This window comes from Paenibacillus glycinis, assembly GCF_009909185.1.
In the GTDB taxonomy this organism is placed as follows: Bacteria; Bacillota; Bacilli; order Paenibacillales; family Paenibacillaceae; genus Paenibacillus_Z; species Paenibacillus_Z glycinis.
Window position 1 is genome coordinate 17,844 of the sequence record NZ_JAAAMV010000024.1, and the last position, 23,655, is coordinate 41,498.

At 54.6% G+C, this 23,655-nt stretch carries 23 protein-coding genes; 12 read left to right on the plus strand and 11 right to left on the minus strand.

Going from position 1 to position 23,655, the window contains the following annotated elements:
• The first annotated feature begins 7 nt into the window (after window positions 1-7).
• From pnpS to GT019_RS23565, 3 genes are all read left to right on the plus strand, one after another.
• Window positions 8-1,819, plus strand: a complete 1,812-nt coding sequence (gene pnpS / locus GT019_RS23555; RefSeq protein WP_161745884.1) for a two-component system histidine kinase PnpS — start codon at window positions 8-10, stop codon at window positions 1,817-1,819.
• A 112-nt stretch (window positions 1,820-1,931) separates the two neighbouring features.
• Entirely contained in the window at window positions 1,932-2,651 is a 720-nt protein-coding gene (locus GT019_RS23560) for a response regulator transcription factor (RefSeq protein ID WP_161745885.1), read from the plus strand.
• Window positions 2,652-2,775: 124 nt separating this feature from the next.
• The gene (locus GT019_RS23565) at window positions 2,776-3,540 is read left to right on the plus strand and encodes a sugar phosphate isomerase/epimerase family protein (protein ID WP_161745886.1); all 765 of its coding nucleotides are present in this window, start codon (window positions 2,776-2,778) and stop codon (window positions 3,538-3,540) included.
• A 33-nt stretch (window positions 3,541-3,573) separates the two neighbouring features.
• On the opposite strand, the gene GT019_RS23570 is transcribed toward GT019_RS23565, so the two are convergent.
• Window positions 3,574-4,443, minus strand: a complete 870-nt coding sequence (locus GT019_RS23570; protein ID WP_161745887.1) for a helix-turn-helix domain-containing protein — start codon at window positions 4,441-4,443, stop codon at window positions 3,574-3,576.
• 176 nt (window positions 4,444-4,619) lie between these two features.
• Between GT019_RS23570 and GT019_RS23575 the strand changes: the two genes are divergently transcribed.
• Entirely contained in the window at window positions 4,620-5,699 is a 1,080-nt protein-coding gene (locus GT019_RS23575) for a Gfo/Idh/MocA family protein (protein WP_161745888.1), read from the plus strand.
• 264 nt (window positions 5,700-5,963) lie between these two features.
• Here the strand turns inward: GT019_RS23575 and GT019_RS31635 are convergent, their stop codons facing one another.
• From GT019_RS31635 to GT019_RS23590, 6 genes are all read right to left on the minus strand, one after another.
• Window positions 5,964-6,116 (minus strand): DUF6254 family protein, encoded by a 153-nt coding sequence (locus GT019_RS31635; RefSeq protein WP_201755554.1) that lies wholly within the window; start codon window positions 6,114-6,116, stop codon window positions 5,964-5,966.
• Window positions 6,117-6,260: 144 nt separating this feature from the next.
• On the minus strand, window positions 6,261-6,374 hold the full coding sequence (gene cydS, locus GT019_RS32715) for a cytochrome bd oxidase small subunit CydS (protein WP_407945100.1): 114 nt from the start codon (window positions 6,372-6,374) through the stop codon (window positions 6,261-6,263).
• Between the two features lie 23 nt (window positions 6,375-6,397).
• Window positions 6,398-7,423, minus strand: coding sequence for a cytochrome d ubiquinol oxidase subunit II (locus GT019_RS23580; protein WP_161745889.1), 1,026 nt, complete (start codon window positions 7,421-7,423; stop codon window positions 6,398-6,400).
• Window positions 7,420-8,775: a cytochrome ubiquinol oxidase subunit I gene (locus tag GT019_RS23585; protein WP_161745890.1), complete on the minus strand. Its 1,356-nt coding sequence runs from the start codon at window positions 8,773-8,775 to the stop codon at window positions 7,420-7,422. Before GT019_RS23585 ends, GT019_RS23580 begins: the two co-directional genes overlap by 4 nt.
• A gap of 55 nt (window positions 8,776-8,830) precedes the next feature.
• Window positions 8,831-8,959 carry a hypothetical protein gene (locus tag GT019_RS32335; RefSeq protein ID WP_268896083.1) on the minus strand — a complete coding sequence of 43 codons (129 nt, stop codon included), beginning with the start codon at window positions 8,957-8,959 and terminating at the stop codon, window positions 8,831-8,833.
• 354 nt (window positions 8,960-9,313) lie between these two features.
• The gene (locus tag GT019_RS23590; protein WP_161745891.1) at window positions 9,314-9,847 is read right to left on the minus strand and encodes a TetR/AcrR family transcriptional regulator; all 534 of its coding nucleotides are present in this window, start codon (window positions 9,845-9,847) and stop codon (window positions 9,314-9,316) included.
• Between the two features lie 115 nt (window positions 9,848-9,962).
• Between GT019_RS23590 and GT019_RS23595 the strand changes: the two genes are divergently transcribed.
• Window positions 9,963-11,009 (plus strand): SDR family oxidoreductase, encoded by a 1,047-nt coding sequence (locus GT019_RS23595; protein WP_161745892.1) that lies wholly within the window; start codon window positions 9,963-9,965, stop codon window positions 11,007-11,009.
• 180 nt (window positions 11,010-11,189) lie between these two features.
• Here the strand turns inward: GT019_RS23595 and GT019_RS23600 are convergent, their stop codons facing one another.
• Window positions 11,190-11,987, minus strand: a complete 798-nt coding sequence (locus GT019_RS23600; protein WP_161745893.1) for a Gfo/Idh/MocA family protein — start codon at window positions 11,985-11,987, stop codon at window positions 11,190-11,192.
• Between the two features lie 106 nt (window positions 11,988-12,093).
• The gene (locus GT019_RS23605; protein WP_161745894.1) at window positions 12,094-12,696 is read right to left on the minus strand and encodes a TetR/AcrR family transcriptional regulator; all 603 of its coding nucleotides are present in this window, start codon (window positions 12,694-12,696) and stop codon (window positions 12,094-12,096) included.
• A 207-nt stretch (window positions 12,697-12,903) separates the two neighbouring features.
• Between GT019_RS23605 and GT019_RS23610 the strand changes: the two genes are divergently transcribed.
• A complete protein-coding gene (locus GT019_RS23610; protein ID WP_161745895.1) occupies window positions 12,904-14,058 on the plus strand; it encodes a Gfo/Idh/MocA family protein in 1,155 nt (384 codons plus the stop codon).
• A 15-nt stretch (window positions 14,059-14,073) separates the two neighbouring features.
• Entirely contained in the window at window positions 14,074-15,597 is a 1,524-nt protein-coding gene (locus tag GT019_RS23615) for an MFS transporter (protein WP_161745896.1), read from the plus strand.
• Between the two features lie 275 nt (window positions 15,598-15,872).
• On the opposite strand, the gene GT019_RS23625 is transcribed toward GT019_RS23615, so the two are convergent.
• A complete protein-coding gene (locus tag GT019_RS23625) occupies window positions 15,873-16,379 on the minus strand; it encodes a MerR family transcriptional regulator (protein ID WP_235949148.1) in 507 nt (168 codons plus the stop codon).
• An 18-nt stretch (window positions 16,380-16,397) separates the two neighbouring features.
• On the opposite strand from GT019_RS23625, the gene GT019_RS23630 reads away from it, so the two are divergent.
• Window positions 16,398-17,282, plus strand: a complete 885-nt coding sequence (locus tag GT019_RS23630; protein WP_161746033.1) for an SDR family oxidoreductase — start codon at window positions 16,398-16,400, stop codon at window positions 17,280-17,282.
• A gap of 88 nt (window positions 17,283-17,370) precedes the next feature.
• Here GT019_RS23630 and GT019_RS23635 read toward each other — a convergent pair whose 3' ends face one another.
• Window positions 17,371-17,970: a DUF4309 domain-containing protein gene (locus GT019_RS23635; protein WP_161745897.1), complete on the minus strand. Its 600-nt coding sequence runs from the start codon at window positions 17,968-17,970 to the stop codon at window positions 17,371-17,373.
• A gap of 351 nt (window positions 17,971-18,321) precedes the next feature.
• Between GT019_RS23635 and GT019_RS23640 the strand changes: the two genes are divergently transcribed.
• The 4 genes from GT019_RS23640 (at window position 18,322) to GT019_RS23655 (ending at window position 23,515) form a co-directional block, all read left to right on the plus strand.
• Window positions 18,322-19,284 (plus strand): phage baseplate protein, encoded by a 963-nt coding sequence (locus GT019_RS23640; RefSeq protein WP_407945101.1) that lies wholly within the window; start codon window positions 18,322-18,324, stop codon window positions 19,282-19,284.
• A gap of 105 nt (window positions 19,285-19,389) precedes the next feature.
• Window positions 19,390-20,196 carry an endonuclease/exonuclease/phosphatase family protein gene (locus tag GT019_RS23645; protein ID WP_161745899.1) on the plus strand — a complete coding sequence of 269 codons (807 nt, stop codon included), beginning with the start codon at window positions 19,390-19,392 and terminating at the stop codon, window positions 20,194-20,196.
• Window positions 20,197-20,646: 450 nt separating this feature from the next.
• Complete coding sequence (locus tag GT019_RS23650; RefSeq protein ID WP_161745900.1) at window positions 20,647-22,341, plus strand: M3 family oligoendopeptidase; 1,695 nt, start codon at window positions 20,647-20,649, stop codon at window positions 22,339-22,341.
• 208 nt (window positions 22,342-22,549) lie between these two features.
• Window positions 22,550-23,515, plus strand: a complete 966-nt coding sequence (locus GT019_RS23655) for a copper amine oxidase N-terminal domain-containing protein (protein WP_161745901.1) — start codon at window positions 22,550-22,552, stop codon at window positions 23,513-23,515.
• Window positions 23,516-23,655 lie beyond the last annotated feature (140 nt).

The window sequence follows — 23,655 nt, forward strand, 5'->3', positions numbered from 1 at the left end:
ACGGAAAATGAACAGTTTTCGCGTGCGGCTGACGCTGATTCTGATCGCCATGATCGGACTCGCGGTACTGGCCGCAGGAATATTCATGGGCAAGACTTATCGGGATAACCATCTGGAAGCCCTGCAGGACAACATGATCCGGGAGATGAGACTCATCCTCGACGACATGGACCTGAAGCAGGGCAATCCGGACGATTTGTACGCATACTATACGAACGCGGCGAAGCATCTGAAGGTGATCACGGATTCGAGGGTGACGTTCATCCGCGCCGACGGTCTCGTGCTCGGCGATTCCGATCACGATCCGAAGACGATGGACAACCACTCGACGCGGAAGGAAGTCGTCGAAGCCAAGAAGGACGGCGTGGGTCATACGACGCGCTACAGCGACACGATCAAGGAAAATCTGCTGTACGTGGCGATGCTCGATCATCCCGAAGATCCGAATTCGGATATTATCCGCCTGTCGCTGAGCCTGAAGAAAGCGGACGAGAGCGTCCAGCGGATCTGGACGGCGCTTCTGGCCGGGCTGCTCATTCTGTTCGTTCTCGCGGCGTTGATCAGCTATCGGGTGGCTCGCGGCTTGACCCGTCCGCTCGAGCAGATTACGCGGGTATCGAAGCGGATCAAGAACCTTGATTACAAGGCCCGGGTCGACGTGAAGAGCAACGACGAAATCGGCGAGCTCGGCATGGCGATCAACGCGATGGCGGACAGCTTGCAGGTGCAGATGACGCGCATCCATCAAAATGAACGGCAGCTCGGCACCGTGCTCGACAATATGATCAACGGCGTCGTCATGATCGACGCCAGCGGCACGATCGTGCTCCTCAACCGGATGGCGGAGGAAGTGCTCGGCTTCTCCGCGCTCGACCTGGTCGGTCATCACTACGCTTCCGCGAAGCAGCAATACGAGCTGTCGCAGATTATTCAGGAAGCGTTGGATTGCCGCGAGCATCTGCGCGACGAGGTGACGTTTTATTTTCCGGAGGAGCGGCTGCTTGATCTGAACCTGGTGCCGATCTTCGAGGATAACGATGAATTCGGCGGCGTGCTGCTCGTGCTGCAGGACGTTACGGCGATCAGAAGGCTCGAGCGGATGCGGAGCGAATTCGTCGCGAACGTGTCGCATGAGCTGAAGACGCCGGTGACCGCCGTGAAAGGCTTCGCCGAAACGCTGCTCGGCGGCGCGGTCGACGATCCCGAGACGGCCCGGTCGTTCCTGCAGATCATCTACGACGAGAGCGACAGGCTGAACCGCCTCATCGGCGATATCCTGGAATTGTCCAAGATCGAATCGCGCCGGGTGCCGCTGCAATTCTCGCCTGTCGAGCTGTCGTCCTTCGTCAACAAGACGATCGAGCTGATGAGCGCGGAGGCGGTGCGCAAGCAGATCCGGGTGTCGGCGACGGTCGAAGAAGGGCTCTACGTAGAGGCGGACGAGGACAGATTGCGCCAAATCGTCATGAATTTGCTGGCGAACGGCATCGCCTATACGACGGATGGCGGCAGCGTCTCGATCGTCGTCGAGCCGGTGCACGACCCGAACCTGTCGCTGGACGAACACGGCCAGGAGAATTACGAGCATATCCGAATTCACATTACCGATACCGGCATGGGCATCCCGAAGAAGGACTTGCCGCGCATCTTCGAGCGGTTCTACCGCGTCGACAAAGCCAGGTCCCGCAGCTCCGGCGGAACGGGGCTCGGCCTGTCCATCGTCAAACATTTGGTTGAATTGCACAAAGGCACGATTACCGTCGAAAGCAGAGTGGGCGTGGGTTCCACCTTCACGATCGAGCTTCCCGTACTCCAGTAGCGGGGAGCCCGGCCGCCGAGGGACTTACCCTTTGCCAGAAACAATGATATGATAGTGTAAAAGAACGTGAAAACCGTGTTGGATTAAGCAACATGGCAGCCGGGGGGTCAACATGACACAAAAAGTGTTGGTCATTGAGGACGAGCCGACATTGGCAAGATTGCTTTCGTACAACCTGTCTCAGGAAGGCTACGACACAACCGTGATCGATCATGGTGCGGAAGGCTTGCAAGTCGCGTTGCAGCGCTCGTTCGATCTTATTATTTTGGATATCATGCTGCCCGGAATGAACGGGTTCGAAATTTTATCCCGCTTGCGTCAGAACGGAAATCGCACGCCCGTTATCGTGCTCACGGCGCGCAATGCCGAAGAGGAAGTCGTGCAGGGCTTGAAGCGCGGCGCGGACGATTACATGACGAAGCCGTTCGGCGTCGCGGAGCTGCTGGCCCGCGTGTCCGCGGTTCTTCGCAGGACCAACCAGGACGACAGCAAATTAACGGAGTCGACGGATAAAGTCATCACGGCCGGCGATCTCTCGATTTATCCGGAGCGTTACGAGGTGATTCTGAACGGCGAGACGGTACCGCTTCGCCCGAAGGAATTCGAAGTGCTGCTCTACCTCGTCCAGCGCCCGGGAATGGTCATCACCCGCGACGATCTGATGAACGTCGTATGGGGCTTCGATTACATCGGCGGCCAGCGCACGGTCGACGTGCATGTCAGCTCGCTGCGCAAGAAGCTGGAGCTCGGCCAGCAGTCGGTCGAGATCGAATCCATTCGCGGCGTCGGCTACAAGCTCGTCATGCCCAAGAAACTCGGATCATCGAATTGATGATGCGGGTTTTTTTATGCTTGATTTGCCGGTATATAATGGAAGAAACGATGAAGGACAGTGTTCATAGCGGCGGCAAAAAGTGGTACAGTCGAGATGTACATACTCATGGAGGTGTTTGGACATGATTTCCTATGGATGGTGCAGAGGGATTGAAGACGCCGGACTGTTGGCGGGATTGAATTACGACTTTATCGAATGCGCGGTCGTATCGCTCCAATTGGAGAACGCCGCGGCACATCGGGAGGCGCTGCCGGCGTATTTGGAAAGTCCGCTTCCTGTAAGCGTGTTCAACGTGTTTTTTCCGGGCGAACTGAAGCTTGTCGGACCCGAAAGCGATCGTGACCGCACGAGAAGGTACGTGCATTCGGCGGCGGAAGCGTTGCACCGGATCGGAGCCAAGACGGTCGTGCTGGGGAGCGGGCGTTCCCGGAGCTTGCCGGAGGGCTGGGAGCGGGCAAGGGGCGAGGAACAGCTGCTTCGCGCGCTGGAGTGGATCGCGGAGGACTTCAAGGGCGCTGGCTTGACGCTCGCCATCGAGCCGCTGAATGCGAAGGAAAGCAACATCATCACCAGCGTGGACGAGGCGGTCTCGTATGCCAAGCAGATCAATCATCCGGCGATCCGGGTGCTGGCGGATTTCTATCACATGGACGAGGAGAACGAAGCGCTGGATACGCTCGTGCGGAACAAGGAGTGGCTGGCGCATATCCATCTGGCGGATACGGGCCGCATGTCGCCGGGGACGGGGTCTTATCCGTACGAGGAGTTCGCGGCCCGGCTGAAGGCTGCGGGGTACGGAGGAACGATCTCGGCGGAATGCACGGTTCGGGAACCGGAGCGCGAGCTGGAAGCGGGTCTTGCCTTCATGAAGCGGATGTTCGGATAAGGCCTGCCGGGCGGATTGCCGGCAGAGGAGCGTTCAAGCCCGGTTCCACTCCAGCATTTTTTTCTGGAACTGCTTGGGGGAGCAATCGTTGTACTTCTTGAACATCTTGTAGAAATGCGCCATGTTCGGCATGCCGATGCGGTCGCCGACTTCCGAGATGCTGAGGTCCTTCGTGAGCAGGATGCGCTCCGCCCATTTGATCTTGCGGTAATTGACGTATTCGGTGAAGGAAAGGCCGATCGCCTTCTTGAAAAATTTCACGAAATAATAGTAGCTCATGTTCGCCATCTTGGACACGTCTTCCACTTGAATGCGATCGGTCAGATGCTCTTCGACGTAATCGAGCACGCCTCGCAGGCGGGCGCGGTCGAAGTCTTCATGATCCGCGAGCACGCGCCGGGAATCGTTGCGGATGAGCAGCAGCAGCAGCTTCTTGATCAGCATGCTCACCGCGAGCTCGTAGCCGTTTTGCTTGGAGGTGACCTCCTTGAGAATTTCGGTGATGCACGCCGCGGCATCGATCCGGGCCTCCTCGTTTTCCTGGAAGATATAATTGGCCCGGCTGAGCGGATTTTTCGTTTCGGAGAAGAAGCGCATGTAGGGCATGGAGCTTTGGTCGATAAACTGCTCCAGATCGAACTGCAGGACGATGTAATCGACCGGATTGCTGACGCTGCGGTCCCGGTGAAGCTGCCTCGAGCCGATGAGGGCGACGTCGCCGCTTCCGAGGCGAACGGCTTCTTCCTCCATATTTACGTCAAGTTCGCCGCTCAGGACAAGCAGGAGCTCGATCTCGCGATGATAGTGCCAATTGATGAACAAGTCGTTGTTGCGCTGGGATTGAAACACTTTGATTGACAATAGAGGGTTTTCATAAACGACCTTCTCATTGTAAAATTCCACGGTACCATCCCTTCGACAGCAAAATCACATAAAAGCAGGCCATTAAAGCGCCTATATTTTTGAATGGGCCATGCACTATACTGTATCTAGCATGCGTCTCTGTGCATCCTTTGCGATACAATGAGCACGCGTACTACAAATTATATCATTTCCCGACTTATGGAGGTAGAAATTTAATGGCAAAGGCTCGCGTAGGTATTATCGGCTGCGGCGGTATCGCCAACGGCAAACATCTTCCTAGCTTGGCGCAAGTGAAAGAAGCCGAAATCGTGGCATTCTGCGATATCATCGTCGAGAAAGCGGAAGAAGCGAAAGCGAAATACGGCAATGAAGAATCGAAAGTATACGCTGACTATAAAGAACTGCTGAAAGACGCTTCCATCGACGTCATTCATGTATGTACGCCAAACGACTCCCATGCGACGATCTCCATCGACGCGCTGGAAGCCGGCAAACACGTGCTTTGCGAGAAGCCGATGGCTAAAACGGCCGCCGACGCCCGCAAAATGCTCGAAGCCGCGAAACGCACCGGCAAAAAACTCAGCATCGGTTACAACAACCGTTACCGCGCTGACAGCCGTTACCTGAAACAAGCCGTCGAAGCCGGCGAGCTGGGCGAAGTGTACTTCGCGAAAGCGCACGCGATCCGTCGCCGCGCCGTTCCGACATGGGGCGTATTCCTGGACGAAGAAAAACAAGGCGGCGGCCCGTTGATCGATATCGGCACGCATGCGCTTGACCTCGTTCTGTGGACGATGGACAACTACAAGCCGAAAGTCGTGCTTGGCCGCACGTACCACAAGCTGTCGCAAACGGAAAACGCCGCGAACGCATGGGGCCCTTGGGATCCGGCGAAATTCACGGTCGAAGATTCCGCGTTCGCGATGATCACGATGGAAAACGGCGCGACCGTTATCCTCGAGTCCAGCTGGGCGCTGAACACGCTTGACATCGACGAGGCGAAAGTTTCCTTGAGCGGCACGAAAGCCGGCGCCGACATGAAAAACGGCCTTCGCATCAACGGCGAAGACAACAGCCGTCTGTACGTCAAGAACATCGAGCTGAACAGCGGCGGCGTCGCTTTCTACGAAGGCGCGAGCGAAACGGCAGAAGTGCTGGAAGCTGCATGGTGGATCGATGCCGTGCTGAACGACAAAGAAACGTTCGTCAAACCGGAGCAAGCGCTCGTCGTTTCCGAAATTCTTGAAGCGATCTACGAGTCTTCCCGTACGGGCAAAGCGGTTTACTTCGAATAGGATTCGTTATCGAAAGCCCAAGGCGTAATATGCCTTGGGCTTTTTCGGCATTCTTGCAAGCCGCGGGAATGACCGCAGCTTGTTCGATCTGAATGGCTGGATAACAGCCTTCAACTGTTAGGAAGGCTAGGCGGCGGGCAGCAGCGGATAGCGAGTGAAAGCACGAAAATAGCCTGCGCTCTCGTACTGCAAAGAGGGCAGGCTATTCTTGTCGCGTTGAGGCAAAAGAATGCGAGCGCAACGCGCCAAGCAGCCGAGTCGCGTTTAGTCGCCGTCCTTCCGGGCATTCACGTAGCCCGCGACGCCGGAGGACGATTCGTCCGACAGCTCGGCGAGCGATTTGACCTCGCCATGCGGTTTCTGGTTCTGCTTGCGGCTCTTCCACGCATTCTCGCGGCGGTTCTGGGATGACGTCATTTTCGCGTATGCTCCTTCGCGTGCCGTAGTCCGCGCAGTCCGGAGCGCAGTCGCTGCGGAAGTCCGCGGTTGCTGCCGCTTACTGCCCGCAATGCCGCGCTGCGTGTTAGCGGCTTGCCTTAGTGTGCGCAGCGCCGTGCATTCTCATAACGGACGATTACGTTTCGTTCTCGGCTTGCGCGAGCCCCACCAGAACAGAAATCCGACCGAAAGGATCAAGACAAGAAACGGCGCGACGAAAATCAGGAATTCCTCGATCATGGCAATCTCCTCCGAAATCGTTATTTTCCGCGCTTGCCCTGCACGTATTTCGTATCGAACAGGAACAGCCGCATCAGCAGGTAAAGCGACGGGACGAGCAGCAGCAGACCGAGGATGAACACCGAGATGAGGGCGATCGCCATCGGTTCGCTGGTGAAATTATCGTGAATCGTCAGGTACGGGTACAGCACGTACGGCATATGGCCGGCGCCGTAGCCGAAGAAGGCGAAGCCGAATTGCAGCACGACGAAAACGAAAGCGATGCCGAGCCGCTTGCGCGTCCAGACGTGATACACCGCGACCAAGAAGCAGGCAAAGGACAGTACGAATAGCCAGGCGTAATGCTCCATCCGCTCGAAATGGACCGGGTTATGATTGCGGATCGCGAAGAAAACGAGCAGGCTGCACAGAATCGTCGGACCGCTCCAGGCCAGCGCGTATTTACGCACGACCTCGAAAGCGCCGCGGTCTTGGGCACGGTCGGCGTAGTAGCTCAGGAACATCGCCGAGATGTAGAGCACGCTCACGAGCGCGAGCAGCACGACCGTCCAGGAGTAGGTCGAGGAAAAGAGCTTGGCGTACAGGAACGTGACTTTGCCGGTGCTGCTTTCTTGGATATAGCCGCCTTCCGAGATCGTCATGACCGTGGAGAGCGAGGCGGGAATCAGCAGGCCGCTGGCGCCGTAGAGCAGCATGTAGAAACGGTTGTTCTTGTTGGTGCCGTACGAGTTGAACGCGTAATAGGAGCCGCGGATCGCGAGCAGGACGATGGCCACGCTGCCCGGCACCAGCAGGGCGGTGCCGTAATAATAAGCCGTGTCCGGGAAGAAGCCGACGATTCCGACGAAGAAGAAGACGAGGAAGACGTTGGTGACCTCCCATACCGGCGACAGGTAACGCTCGATGATGTTGTTGATCAGATGGCGCTTGCCGGTGACCGAGCTGTAATAACTGAAGAAGCCGGCGCCGAAATCGATGGAAGCGACGATCAGATAGCCGAACAGGAATAGCCAAAGCACGGTAATGCCGAGCACTTCGTAGCTCATAGCTCGTCGCCTCCTTTAAATCCCTTTGCCGCGATCTCGTCTTCGGCCCGGTTGCTGCGGAACATGCGGATCAGCACGGTGACCGCCGAGACGCCGAGCACGAGGTAAAGCAGGGCGAAGACGACCAGCATCGTATCGACGTGCTCCGAGGCCGTCGCGCCCTCCGAGGTGCGCATGATGCCGCGCAGCAGCCAAGGCTGGCGGCCGATCTCCGAGAAGATCCAGCCGTGCTCGATCGTCGCCATGGCGAGCGGCGCGGCGAGGATGATGCCGCGGAGCATCCATTTATTGCTGTATGCGGCGTCGCGCTTGCGATACAGGAGCACCATGAATGCTCCGGCGACGAGCACCATGAGCGCCACGAAGCCCATTTTCAGATCGAAGAGATAATGAATGAAGAGCGGCGGGTGTTCATCCTCCGGAATGTCGTTCAAGCCCTTTACTTCCGCATTGGGCAGGCCATGGGCGAGAATACTAAGCGCGAACGGGATCTTGAGCCCGTATTTGATCTCGTTGTCGTCCGTCAGCACGCCGCCGAGCACGAGCGGAGCCTGCGCCGACGTATCGAAATGCCATTCCATCGCAGCCAGCTTCTCCGGTTGGTATTTGGCCAAATATTTGCCCGACAGGTCGCCGATGATGGCGCTGGCGAGGATGAAGACGAACGCGGACATCATGGTCAGCTTGAGCGCCTTCTTGTAGTAGACATGGTTGCGGCCCTTCAGCAATGACCAGGCGGCGATCGCCGCGAGCACGAAGGCGCAGGTCACGTAAGCGGTGACGAGCACGTGCGAGACCTTCGTCGGCATGGCCGGGCTCAGCATGGCGCCGAAAGGAGAGATATCGACGATCTTCCCGTCCTTCACCGACACCCCGGCCGGCGCGTTCATGAAGGCGTTGACGATGGTGATGAAGCAGGCCGAGGCGGACGAGCCGATGACGACCGGGATGAGGAGCAGGAGATGCGTCGTTTTTTTCTTGAACCGTTCCCAGGTGTATAGATAGATGCCGAGGAAGATCGCCTCGAAGAAAAAGGCGAACGTCTCCATGAACAGCGGCAGGGCGATCGACTGTCCCGCGACGCGCATGAAGGTCGGCCAGAGCAGGCTGAGCTGCAGGCCGATGGCCGTGCCCGTCACGACGCCGACGGCAACCGTGATGACGAAGCCGCGCGCCCAGCGGCGCGCCATGAGCAGGTAATGATCGTCGTTGCGCTTGATGCCGATCCACTCGGCGAGCGCGATCATCAGAGGCACGCCGACGCCGATGGTGGCGAATATGATATGGAAAGCAAGCGTAAGTCCGGTGAGCATCCGGCTGTACATGACCGGATCGTAACCGCTTAGCAGCATCGTGATCCCTCCCAAGGATTGAGTATAATATGGATGTTTGCATGCGCCTTACTTATTATTCGAACAAATAGCGGGACAAGGACAGCAACATGATGACGGCTACGATGATACATAACAGAATGAGACGTTTCTCCTGCTTGGCGACGCGGTTGTTGTCCTTCCCGGAACGCTGTTCTCGGGCCATATGCGGATCCCTTCTTTCGGTTGGAAATATGGTGGTTACTGGTAACGTTAACCTGTATAGCGTTATTATAAACGATCGTTGTGATTATTTTCACAATATTTGTGACGACGATTTGAATTTTGTGATTATTTTCACAAAGGTGTCAAAATCGTTAATCGTTGATCTGGGAAAATAAAGCCCGTTAGTCGATTTTACAATAGTAAACATGTTTGTCGATAACGCAGCGAAGCGACTAAGATTGCTGCAAGTAGTTTTTTGATCGATAGTGTAATTCTCCTGATAAAAATGTCAGGCAAGAACGCTTTGAGGGATTTATTATGTTCGGTTTCGATCAAGATGGGTTTTTACTGAATTTTATTTATGAAATAACCGAATAAGCGTCGAGATTTCTACAATGGATTCTTTTTGCCCATTTTTAATCCACATCACCCAAATTTCAAAAACCCCTGCACTCATAAAGTCGATCCAGTAGTTTCGTTTCGCTCCCGTCCAGTCCGGAAAGGGAATAATCTCATCATAAAGCTGAGCAACGTGAATTTTGAAAATTTGATAAATCAGCCCGATATAATCGCCTTCGATCGCCATGTGAAAATCCTTGGAAAGGTCAAGAAAAAAGCTCGTTAGATCGGCTATTTTCTGTTCGTGGCTTTTTTTAATGGCGATTTTATTAAATATATCGGCGAATTTAGGTTCGTAGTATTCCTTCAATACTTGTTCAAGGTTTTCATAATTTCTATAGAATCCCATTCGACTGACACCAGCTTTTTTGACGACCTCTGTAACGGTTAGTTTTGAAAGTCGATTGGTCTTTAAAAGCTCCAGCAACGCAAAAGCAATCCATTCTTTAGTGTCTTTTTTTATGTTTTGGGCGTGTTCCGTCGCTGCCATTACACTTCCTCCATTCTGTCACAGATGTTTGTCTTCCACTTGTTTTAGAGAATATTCAGCTTTAAAATAGTGTACAACTGTTACAAGTGTAACGTCAATGAGAGGAGCATTCACGATGGCGGAAAGCAACAAGCCCTTAGTTCTTGTGACCGGCGGTTCAGGATTTATCGCGGTTCATATTATGTTGAAATTACTCGAGCAAGGTTACAGTGTTCGGGCATCGCTTCGTACCATGAGTAGACAAGATGAAGTAAGAGATATGCTAAGATCAGGCGGAGTTACCTGTTTTGAAGGCCTGTCGTTTATTCAAGCGGATTTATCTAATGATCATAATTGGGGCGATGCTGTTAAAGGAGCGGAATATGTCATTCATGTTGCTTCCCCGACGCCCAATAAAGTGTATAAAGACGAGAATGAAATGATTCAACCCGCACGTGATGGCGTTTTGCGCGTGCTAAGAGCCGCGCGTGACGCGGGAGTCAAACGAGTTGTTTTAACCTCCGCTTTCGGAGCGATCGGCGTGGGCCACAAAAATCATAAAGGACCTTTCACCGAAAAAGATTGGTCGAATACGGACGCGAACATTCATCCCTATCAAAAATCCAAAACCATTGCCGAAAAGGCGGCCTGGGAATTTATTCGCCAAGAAGGAAATGGTTTAGAACTGGCAACGGTAAATCCCGTTGGCGTGATGGGGCCGATCTTAGGCAATGATTATTCTCATTCAAACAGTAGCATTCGTCAGATGCTGGAAAGAAATCAAAAGTATGTCCCCAAAATTTATTCCGATTATGTAGATGTTCGTGATGTTGCCGATTTGCATCTTTTGGCCATGTTGCGTCCCGAAGCAAATGGAGAGCGTTTCATCGCCTCTAGCGCAGAGACGTTGTCGATGTTGGATATTGCGAATATTTTAAGAAAACATTTGGGAGAAGACGCTAAAAATGCTCCAAAAGGTGAACTTCCAAATATTATGGTTCGCGCGATCGCGATCTTCAAACCACACTTAAGAATGATAGCAACACTCCTGGAACAAGATATGTCAACTAGCAATCAAAAGGCCAAACGTTTACTTGGATGGACACCGCGTTCGGCGGAAGAAGCCATAGCTGCAACGGGTAAGAGCATGATAAAGATCATTAAAGAGCAGAAGAAGTCGTAAAAATATAATGAATAAAGCCTCGAAACTTATGAAGTAGTGATCATTTAAGAGGCGTTTATGAGTCACAAAAAGGCTCCCGATCGGGTGCCTTTTTATTATTCGCCGATATAAGGGTTAAGCAGAACTTTATCACATGTGACGTAGAAAAATTAGGTGTAAGAAATGGCCAGCTGTCAAAGCTTATAGCTCCTGTCTAATGCCTGTAGCAGCCGCGAGCTCGATGGTCTCCAGCAGCCTATGCAAGCGGGCCGCGTCGTGGAAGCTGGGCGAAAAATAAGTACCGCCAAGAATATCCGCGGCAAAACGCTCTTGCGCCTTCGAAACAAGAAACTTCATTGATTCTTCCTCTGCAGGAAGTGCCGTGAAGTGCTTGTCGTCAAGCGCTGCCGGGATGCCAGAAGCATACAATGTTTGGTACACCTGCAGGTTGCCAAACTGTACATGGCCGACAGAATGCTGCTGCTTCAATTGAAGCATACCTTTCTCTCCGTAAATATCCATTTGAAATCCGGGATAAGTTCCGTCCTGAATATGGACTGACGCGGAGGCACCGCTGCGTAACATCCCCTCAACCATGATCTGGTCGGCTGCGTCTTTGGCAACCTTTTCAAATGTTTCCAACACCACCGCCTCATTGTAATTGCAGATCATGATAGCCGACAGCTCCTTAAAGTCCCCAAGCAGGCGGCAAAGCACATCCAGCGAGTGTCCGCCATTGATGGCTAGGAGCGTTGCGCCGTTTTCCTCCTTTAACAGATAGGAACTGTCACGGCTCGTAACACTCCCCCTGGTGGTCGATAAGCGCATATTGCAGGACAAAACCCGGCCAAGCTCACCGGATTCGATCCGCTGCTTGATCTTGGATGACAGTGGATTGTCTGGCCTGAAGACCGACGGCATGATGAATGCCGGCTTGATCGGCAAGCACCGCCAATTCTTCAGTAAAATTTCTAACGAAACTTTAATTTCCTGAATCAATCGTCGTCGTCTGGAGTCAGCATTTGCCCGACATCGAACAGCCGCCTACTTTGCGTAGGCGGCAGTTTTTTTGCGTTTCGAATGCGACATTGTTCATCACAATTCATTAACGGAATAGCGGCTCGACGAACACGTGGAAGAGTTTGTCTTTAATCTCATCTCGTGAATATCCGCGATGCTGCCTTTGGAATATATAGACGTCCGGACGCAGCGTCGCCATGATGGCATCCGCCATAAATACAGCATCCAGGACGAGCTGCTCGTTATTCGTCGCGACTTCGTTCAACAGTTGGACGATAACGGAATGAATGGACTCGTAATGCTCCGAATAGAAAGGGACGTTTTGCTGCTCATCGCCGCCGCTGTTGGCTTGGATGGCCGCAAGAACGGGAGAATGCGTCTCAAGCGATTCCAAATGGTACAGAAGGACGGTTTCCAAACGATCTTTAACCGGGCTGGAGGCGCGATCGCCCAAAAACGATTGGATCCGATCGTAGTTCTGGATGCAGCTTTCGCCGATGAGATCCCAGCACAATTCCCCTTTGTTCGTATAGCTTCGGTAAAGCGTGCCTTGTCCGACTCCGGCTTCGCGCGCGATCTGGCGCATGCTGACATGCTCGACCCCATATTCCGCGAACAAAGCGGCAGCCTTTTCTAAAATGATTTGCCTGCGTTCTTCCGCGTCTTTGCGAAGGTTTTTCTCCAACATTTAGATTTCCCCCGTTTACTAAGCATTATCCAGTTGACAATCGGACCGCAGTCCGGTTATATTGTTCAGCAAGCGGACCGCGGTCCACTTATGGGCTTGAATAACTCTCATTAGAACATATCTTATCCATCTTGGATAGGTGGGTCAATATTGCAGGAATGGAGTCCAACGCCCGCGATCGCCAATCAGATTAGAGGAGGAACTATAATGTCGAATCAACAAAAGCAAGCCAATCGCAAGAAAATCGGTGTAGGTATTATCGGGGCAAGTCCTTCCAACCCGGGGTGGGCAGTCGCAGCGCACATCCCGGCTGTTCAAGCGTTGCCGGATTTCGAACTGGCCGCAGTGAGTACAAGCAATCGCGAATCCGCGGATGCAGCCGCCAAAACGTTCGGCGTTCCGGGGTTCGATAATTACCAGGATCTGATCCATCATCCCGGAGTCGACCTTGTCGTGATCGCGATTAACGTGCAATACCATTACGATATCGCTCGTGCCGCGATCGAAGCGGGCAAAATGGTATACAGCGAATGGCCGCTCGGCATGTCTACGGAGCAGGCGCAAGATTTGGCGGACCGTGCCAAGGAGGCGGGCGTTCGAACGTTTATCGGACTGCAGGCGCGTTATTCTCCGGCGATCCAACACGCCCGCGATTTGATTCATCAAGGCTATATCGGCGACGTGCTTGCGACTACGCTATCCGGAACGGCTTTAATCTGGGGCCCCGTCACCATCCGGAAATTCGCCTATACGTACGATGTGAACTCCGGCGCGACCATGTTGGCGTCCGCGGGAATTCATGCCATCGACGGACTGAATGAGGTACTCGGCGATTATGCCAGCGTGTCCGCGAAGCTGGAAGTTCGCCATCCCGAAGTTCAAATTGCGGATGATGGGACGACGCTCAAAGTGACGGCGCCGGATCACATGGCCGTTATCGGCACGCTTGAGAGCGGCGTGTTGGCGACGACCTTATACCGCGGCGGGACATCGCGAGACTTCGACCTGCGTTGGGAGATCATCGGTACCGAAGGCGAGCTTGTCATCACCGCCGATTTCAATGGCAACATGCAAAATACGGAACTGAAATTGAGGGGCGGCAATGGGGATGACAAGACGCTCAGCGATATCGTCATCCCAAGCCGGTATACCGAAGATATCATGGCGATTCCCGAAGGGCCGGCAAGGGCAAGCAATATCGGGAAATTTTACGCAAGCTTGGCTAGAGACCTTCGCGAAGGCACGAATGAAACGCCGGACTTCGCGCATGCCGTCAAGCGCCACCGGCTGTATGACACGATCATGACGGCCTCGCGCACCGGAGTCGCGCAACAAGTGAATCGCACGAACACGCACTACTAATAAACAGTTTCCATTATGATGCCGCGATACACACGAGCACGTTCAATGCGCACCGTGTACTGCATTCTTCGGCGCAATTCGGCAAATCGCACGGAGACTCAAGACTGCTACAAGATGGGGGTTAGTTACGTGAGTGATCGGATTTCCAAAGCGAATATGCTCTTATTGATTTTGGTTTGTTTGGCGCAATTTCTAGAAGTCATGAATTCTTCCACAGTGACTGTGGCAATACCGTCGATTCAATCGGCGCTTCATATGGAGGCGACTCAATTACAGTGGATCGTAACGTCTTATGTGCTCACCTTCGCTTGTTTTCTGCTCATTGGCGGACGCGCAAGCGACTTGATCGGAAGGAAACGCGTGTTGACGCTTGGTTTAGCGATTTTCGCGGCGGCATCGCTCGCCGGGGGCTTCGCGGTGAATCCGGTTTGGCTCATCGCAAGCAGGGCGATACAAGGGATCGGCGCGGCGCTGTCCATTCCTGCGGCAATGTCGCTGATCAGTACGTCCATTCCAGAAGGCGCGCAACGGAATAAGGCTTTTGCCATCTTCGGCGCGTTGGGCTCGGGCGGTTTCGCGGCGGGTTCGATCGTCGGCGGACTGCTGACGGACTCGGTCGGCTGGCGATCGTTGTTTTTCCTGAACGTTCCGATCGGGATTGCGATCATGATCGGATTAATGTTTGTCAAAGAAAGACCCGTGGAGAAAAAGAAGAAACAATCCATCGATTTGCCCGGCGCGATTGCCGTGCTGTTGGGCATATTCGTTCTTGTGTACGGGTTGTCCATGAACGACGTCGACGGCAGCTGGCCGGCTGCCAAAATCGGAACCTTGATCGCCGGTGCCGTTATTCTGGTCGGATTCGTCTTCATTGAGAAATATGCCAAAAATCCGCTCATGCCGCTCCGGCTGTTCCGTATCGGTTCGCTTGTATCATCGAATATGATCGGATTTTTGATGTATTCCTTCATGACCGCTTTTATTTATTTCTCGACGTTGTATTTTCATGCGCTTGGCTATTCTTCATTAGCAACGGGCTTGGCTTTTCTGCCGCTTGGCTTGTCGTCCGTTCTGGCTACCCAAATCACTCCTTATTTCATGCGTATATTCGGAGCGAAAATGCTGTTGATCGTTTCGCAGCTCGTGAATGCACTCGGCTTGTTCTGGTTAAGCGCCATGTCCATGGACAGCGTCTATGCCGCGTTTATTTTACCGGTCTTCATTCTATTGGGGCTGTCGACGGCAGCCGGATTCACAGCTATTATCGTGGGCTCCGTGAGGGACGTGCGGCCTGAAGAGCACGGCGTCGCAGGCGGCATCGTAAATACGTTCCTGCAGCTGGGAGGCAGCCTCGGATTGTCCATTCTGGCTACGGTCGCAAGCTCGGTCACCGCTTCGGCAACCGATCCATCGTCCAACGAAGCCATGCTGTCAGGCTTTCAAACCGCATTAGTCGCGGGCGGCTGCTTCGCATTATTCGCTTTGCTGCTAGCCCTGCTAAGCTTGGGAAAGAAAAAGGCAGCGTTGCGGAACGCTTAAATAACTCGTTAACTACAGCAAGAATGAACCGGCATGAATACGAGTGCGATAAAGAAGAAATGGAAATTTCCAGTCTGCCGCAAGTCGCATGCATCGCACTAGGGAATATGATGACATCCGCGGCGATGAACGGAATCGACGATTCATGTCCGACCGAAGGCTTCGTGCCAGACAGAGTCAACGAGAATATTGGCAAAACGATATTGTAGAATAATAGAACCCATGACAAAGGAGCTGCCGCGGCAGCTCCTTTGTCATGGGTTTGGATTTGCTCCTCAAACGTGTCGACTTGTTCGGGTGTCTTTCTTTGGGTTCTTTTGCAGCTTATCTGATTCCTCTAGATTTTTGAAAAAAATGATTTTATCATCGACTTTCTCCAGCGTCTTTTCAAGTTCCTTCATTTGATCGATAACCTTAATGCGATACGTTTCCATGAATTCTCGTCGAGCCGTTATCGCGGGGATTTGACTATCGTTCAAGGCGAAAAACTCCTGCATCTCCCGAATGGGCATCCCCATCGCCCGAAAGTAACTTAACACCTGAAACCAAACGATATCGGATTGCGAATACTTACGGTATCCATTTTCGTCCCGTTCAATACCGTCGATTAATCCGATTTGCTCATAGTATCGTAAGGTATGGATGCTTAGCCCCGTCGTTTCGGACACCTGTTTGCTTGAGAAATTGTTTTCCATGAGCTTTATTATACCACCGGTTAGAAAGGTATTGCTATCGAGTGCACGCGATACTTTATCATAACGCCTGTAAGCAATCATATTCATTTTTAGGAGGACTTCATGATGCGAATTTTTGTTACGGGAGCTACGGGCTTCATCGGTTCCGCCGTCGTCCGCGAACTTATCGGTGCAGGGCATCGGGTTGTAGGTCTTGCCCGTTCAGACAAGTCTGCCGCGGCATTGGCAGCGGCGGGAGCGGACGCGCATCGCGGCAGCCTCGACGATCTCGACAGTCTGCGCGGCGGCGCGGCTGCGGCGGACGGCGTCATTCACCTGGCCTTCATTCACGACTTCTCGGACTTTGCAGCCGCGGCGGAGACCGACAGGCTGGCGATCGAGACGATCGGAGAAGCGCTTGAGGATTCAGGCAAACCATTCGTGGTCACCTCCGGGACGCTTACGCTCGCACCGGGACGCCTTGGCACGGAAGAGGACGCGGCGATGCCGACTGCGCACCGGCGCTCCGAAGAGGCGGCGATGGCAGTGGTTAAGCGCGGGGTGCGCTCATCCATCGTCCGACTCTCACCATCCGTGCACGGTCCGGGCGATTATGGCTTCATCCCGTCCCTGATCGACATCGCCCGCGCTAAAGGCGTATCCGCCTACATCGGCGACGGATCCAACCGGTGGCCGGCCGTGCATCGCCTCGATGCGGCGCGCCTCTTCCGTATGGCGGTGGAAGGCGCGCCGGCTGGCTCGCGGCTGCACGCGGTCGGCGATGAGGGCGTGCCGCTCCGTGATATCGCCGATGTCATCGGTCGCCACCTGGACCTGCCGGCGATCAGTATATCCCATGAAGAAGCAGCCGATCACTTCGGCTGGATCTCCTTCGCCGCATCTGTCGACAATCCGACTTCAAGCGCGCTCACTCAGGAACGCTTGGGCTGGCGGCCTGAGCACGCCTCACTGATCTCGGACCTCGAACAGGGGCATTATTTCAAAGTCTGAAGGTCAAAACAAAGCGTGAAATGTAAACGAAACCCACGATAAATCGTGGGTTTCTGTATTCATCCCGATTAGATCCTGCGGATCGCGCTTAGACGTCGGCTTTCGCGGTATAGACGTTGACGTGGTCGATATACGCCGATTTGCCTTTAGGAGCCGTCTTCGAGCCTACGAATTTCAGTTGATGATCGCCAGCCGGATACACGTAAATTTTGTCGTTTCCGTTGAACTTTACTTCCTTCGGCATGCCGAGCGCGTCAATGACGGAGTTAAACGTGAATTTACTGAGGCCTCTCGATGGGTCCGTCGGCGGAAAATAATAGCGAAGATCGTACACGACACCGGTTTTGCTGCTGATTCCGAAATCGTATGCGCCTTTGCCCATGCTGAAATCGTATCTCTCGTAACCGCTGCCCAGGCTTTCAAACGAAGCGCCCCAAAGCTTATGAACCTCTTTGATGTTTGTTTTCCCGGAGACGAAGCTGCTGCCTTGCACCTTGCCTTGCTTAGCTTGCGCCAAAATGTTTTTGATCGTTCCATTCTCTTTTGTCGCTGCTGCTTGCGCGGCTGTCTTCGTCGCGCTTGCCGCATGAGCAGGAACGACGGCAGCCAGCGCGCCGATCGAGATCATGGCTGCCAAGCCGATTGCGGACCATATGCGAAGATTTTTGCCGTTCGTGATGCGATTCATTGTTGTACACCTCGTGAAGTTTATTTGGGATCCCTTATGAAATCGATTTTATTTCATACGCGTGCGGCACAAGTTACAATAAATTTAAGGCCCGATGACGAAAAGGTTACAATCCTCGCCGCATGGAACTTGTCGACGGAGACGTCAGCCGTACAAACGGCGCTTCGTTCCATACAACCGTGAACATTCGCAGGTTCTCTGCCTCCTTGCGCATATTTGTACAACATTAACATGATATGGTGCTTGCAGACTATTCTAAGCAATCTCCTAATAATTGATAATCAGTCTGTACAAAAAAGTCATCTTTTCAATGGAGGTATTTGCATGTACCGGAATGAAGCGATTAGACTTATGAAGAAGCCGTTGCGATTACTTGCGTCTATCGGTCTCGCGCTGCTGATGTTCGGCTTGACGGTATTGCCCGCCTTTGCGGCGACGCCCGGGAAAACGGTGAACGCTTCGGCGACGCTCGCTTACAATCTGAAAGGGCTTCATCATAACCTGGCCGTGCAGAAAGCTTACATCGCGTCCACGTATCTCTATGTCACGCAGCGGTCCGGCGGAACGGTGTACCTGTCCAGATTGCTGATGAACGGGACGAACGCGACCTATGTGGACGAGATGACCGTTACCAACGCAGGTCATGGCCAAACCTTGGATATGTACACGTACAAGGATAGCAATTACTTTTATTTCAGCTCCAAGGCCGATCCTTCGACGACGTACGACTGGTCGCTTCAGGTAGCGAGACTTCAATACTCGGCCGGCGCGACGTACGACTATACGGATCTCCGTCGGTTCACCTACATGAATTACGCCAATGGGACCGGCACGAGATTGGGCGAGACGTATCGCGTCGATGGCGGCGGCAATAGCGCCTATACGATTTTCCGCATTCAGACCGCGGAAGGAACGGTCACTTGGTCCGTGTACGACACGATCGCCTTGAACCAGCTTCTCGACGGCAGCGAACAGGTCAGAATGGACAGCGCGGCGGCGGTGAACGCAAACGTCTCCAGCGTTACCCAGGCGGATGGCGCGATCGTCCGGCCGAACGGATCCTTTCAGGGCTTCGACATGCTTTCCGGCACGGATATCTATACGTCTGGCGGGGCCGAGGGCGATACGCCGCAGATTGCGATGATGTCGAGCGCGGGCGCGTACAAGACGCTGGTGAAAATAACGAACGTGGGCACCCATGAGATCGAGGGCGTGCAGACCAAGGACGGAAACGTGTATTTTACCGTCGTGACGGACACGGCGAACAAGCAGGACACGCAGAAAATCTACTACGTTCCGGACAGCCTTTTCTAATCGCGTGACCGGGCGTTCGGCCGCGAAGTTGGGCGGAAGCGATTCGGCAATGAGTTGCCGGGCGCAATCCGAGAAAGAGCGGATGAAGAAAGGGATGGGATCGGGATGGACATAACCGTAATGACGTTTAATTTGCGAACGAGCACGGCAAGCGACGGCGATCATGCCTGGGTCTACCGCCGCGACAAGGCGGCCCGGATGATTCGGGACCATGAGCCGACGATCGTCGGCACGCAGGAGACGCATGCCCATATGCTCGAAGAGCTGCAGCTGTCCGAGTACGCCTGGGTCGGCGAAGGACGACGCGGGGGCAACGAGGACGAGCATTGCGCGATCCTGTACGAGAAGGAACAAGTGACGCCGATCGACCACGGCACCTTCTGGCTGTCGGAACAGCCCGAAGCGCCGGGCAGCATGAGCTGGGACACCTCGCTGCCGCGCGTATGCACATGGGCGCACATGCGGCATTCGGCGGACGGAACAGAGTTCATCGTGTTCAATACGCATCTGGACCATAGAGGCCCGCTGGCGAGGGAGATGGGAATCAAGCTGATATGGAACCGCATCCGTGAGATGCGCGAACGGAAACGGCTGCCGGTCGTGCTCATGGGCGATCTCAACTCGACCCCGGACGAGATCGCGGTGCGAATCCTGCGCGGGGAAGCGCCTGCCGCGGACGGCTTCGTGGACATGCGGGATGCATACGCGGCGATGGACGGGCCGGCAGGGGCGTCCGCCAATATGAATTTTACAGGCAGTCCGGACGGCGAAACGATCGATTATATTTTCGTCACGCCGGATATCGCCGTGCTCTCCGCCGAGATCGACCGGCGCCGAATCGACGGCAAGTTTCCATCGGATCATTACCCGGTGACGGCTCGGCTGCGGTTCCTTGTCGGCGGTACTGATTAGGGGGCGTCCGGCCCCGACGTCGGCTGCCGGGAAGACGACGGAAGTGGTTCTATTTAAGCAGAGACCCGAGTCCATAGACGGACTGGGGTCTCTGTTTATCTCGGGCTGTTTTTATGTAGATTGAATCGTATGGACGCTGCGCGGCTATGGCGAATTTCGAGCTTTGGATATTATCGAGGCTTTGACGGACAGCTGCTCCGGAATGTCGATGAATTCCGGTTCGCCGGCCGGCTCGGCGGAATCTCCGGGCGTATCGTCGCGGAATCGATAGGCGAGGCGCTTGCCGTACGTTCGCTTGTTATTGCTTATATATCGCGAGGAGCCTTGCCCGGCAAGGCTTCTTTTCCCTTTTCGGCAACCGGTCAGCGACGGAGACGGGGCTTTGGCTTCCATAATCTTGGCGAGCGTTTATAATAGGATTATCCGTACGAGAGAGGATGTTGATCCGTTATGAAGTTTGAGGAATACCGTTATGAACGACCCGATGTCGATGCATTCAAACAGGCCTTTACCGCGCAGTTGGGAAAATTGAAGGACTCCGCGACGTTGGAGGAGCAGAAAGCGGCCGTTATCGCCATCAATAAGCTGCGCAGCGAATTCGATACGATGCAGACCCTGGTCAGCATCCGGCATTCCGTCGATACGACCGATGCGTTCTATAAAGCCGAACAGGATTTCATGGACGAGACCGGGCCCGTCGTGCAGGAGTACATAACGGATTATTACAAGGCGCTCGTTCATTCCAAGTTCAGGGCCGAGTTCGAGCAGGAATGGGGCTCGCAGCTGCTCCGGCTTGCCGAGATCTCGCTTCGCACGTTCAGCCCGGAGATCATCGAGGATTTGCAGCTGGAGAACAAGCTGTCGACGGAATATTCCCAGCTCATCGCCTCCGCCAAAATCCCGTTCGAAGGCGAAGAGCGCACCCTGCCGCAGCTTACGCCGTTCGAGCTTTCCACCGACCGCGGCATGCGCAAGCGCGCGTCCGAAGCCAGATATGACTTTATGTCCGGACACGAGTCCGACTTCGACCGGATCTACGACGAGCTCGTCCAGGTTCGCGTCCGCATCGCGAAGACGCTGGGTTACGACAGCTTCGTCGAGCTCGGCTATGACCGCATGATGCGAACGGATTACAATGCCGGCATGGTGGCCAATTTCCGCAAGCAGGTGCTGGAGCATATCGTCCCCGCGGCGCAGAAGCTGAAGCAGCGGCAAGCCGAACGGCTGGGGCTGGAACGCTTGAACTATTACGACGAGAACTTCAACTTCGAGTCCGGCAACGCGACGCCCAAAGGCGACCCGGATTGGATCGTCGCGAACGGCGCAAGGATGTATAAGGAGCTTTCGCCCGAATCGGACGCGTTTTTCGCGTTCATGCAGGATAACGGGCTCATGGACCTGGTCAGCAAGAAGGGCAAGCAAGGCGGCGGCTATTGCACCTTCATCAGCGATTACAAGGCGCCGTTTATTTTCTCGAATTTCAACGGCACCTCCGGCGATATCGACGTGCTGACGCATGAAGTGGGCCATGCCTTTCAGGTTTTCGAGAGCCGTAACCTGGACGTGCCGGAATACGCGTTCCCGACCTACGAAGCGTGCGAGATCCACTCGATGAGCATGGAGTTCATCTGCTGGCCGTGGATGGAGCTGTTCTTCAAGGAGGACGCGGCCAAGTACCGGTTCAACCATCTGGCGGACAGCCTGCAGTTCATTCCGTACGGCGTCGCCGTCGACGAATTCCAGCATTACGTCTACGACAACCCGGATGCGACCCCGGCCGAGCGCAAGCAAGCATGGCGGGAGATCGAACGCAAATATTTGCCGCACCGGAGCTATGACGGCAACGCGTACCTGGAACAAGGGGGCTTCTGGCAAAAGCAATCGCATATCTTCCGTTCGCCGTTCTATTACATCGACTATACGTTGGCCCAGATCTGCGCCTTCCAGTTCTGGAAACGTTCGAACGAAGATTTCGAATCCGCGTGGAGCGATTATTTGCGGCTTTGCCAAGCGGGCGGAAGCATGTCCTTCCTGCAGCTGGTCGAGCTTGCCGGCCTGACCTCGCCGTTCGAGGACGGCTGCATCGGCTCGGTCATCGGAGAGATCGAAGGCTGGCTGAACGGGATCGACGATAAAGCGCTATAAGCAACGATTAGGCGTCAAGTCGGTAAACTCGATAAGCCACCAAACCAGCGCCTCCCGGCTTTCCGGGCGGCGTTTTGCATTGAAAAGATAGCGGTTCCGTTCAATGGTTGGAAAAGCAATTCATATTGGACTCCGTGCAACAAACTGGCTTTTAATTGGTCTACTTGTTGGAAGGATCGGAATTTTCAGGAGATAGGAGGCCGTTAGCATGAAAAAGCTGACCTGCGCGCTCGCCCTGCTCGGGGCGGTCGCGTTCGGATCAACCGCCGCCGCCGCGGACCCTATCGGCATTACGTGGATGGGAAAGCCCGTGCAGACGGATGCCCCGCCGATTGCCGACAAGGGCCGGGTGCTGATCCCGCTGCGCGCCGTCTCGGAGGCGCTCGGCGCCGACGTCGCTTGGAACCGACAGACCCGTACCGTCACCGTCGACAAATGGACGGAGCATCTGACGCTGACGCCGGGACAGCAGGTCGCCGTCATTGAATACGAGGGCGGATCCAAGGAAACGGTTCGGCTGGACGTGCCGGTCAAAGCGGTCCATGATCGGATCTACGTGCCGCTTCGATTCGTGTCCGAACGATTCGGCTACCGGATCGAATGGACCGACGGTACGGTGTCCATCAAGTCGCCGATGAGCGACGAGGAGCGCAAGGCGCTCTATGCCGGGGATCTTGCGACGGCCCGGAAGATCGCGCTCAAGACGAGAGAGGGAGGCGCCCGTTACGAGAAAGCGCCGCTGCAGGCCGACCATCCGACGCAGAATTACAACAACGAGTTCATCTTTCCCGAAGGCGAGGCGCTGCGTTTCATCTATGTTTCCGGCGGCGAAACGGCGACCTTGTTCGAATTCAAGGACGACTTTCTCGTGGCGACGTGGCAGGCGCGCCTCGACCCGTTCGCCGGAGACTCGTTCGTCCAGCTGCTGAACGGCCGGTTCAAGGACGCGACGGGCCCGATGCCCGATATCGGAGGTTCTTTCTACTACTACGATACCGGCTTCTCGGGTCCGACGGGCTGGGAAGACAGCGGCCGCGTCGGAGCGGACGGCCAAATAGCGGTGACGGCCTCCGTCCATAGGGATGCCGCGGATGAGATCCATACGACCGGCACGATCGCGTACGCGCTGCCGCAGGAAGTTCGCAAGGAAACCGTGAAAGTGCCGCGGCTTTGAAGGAACGATTCGGATAGCTAGGCCCATGAACCGCGCAATGCGCGGTTTTTGTTTTGCTTGCCGATCGGCTACGTCGCTGGACGGATACCGCGATCAACCCGGAGACGCTTACCGTCCGAAGAGGAATTTTTTATACTAAT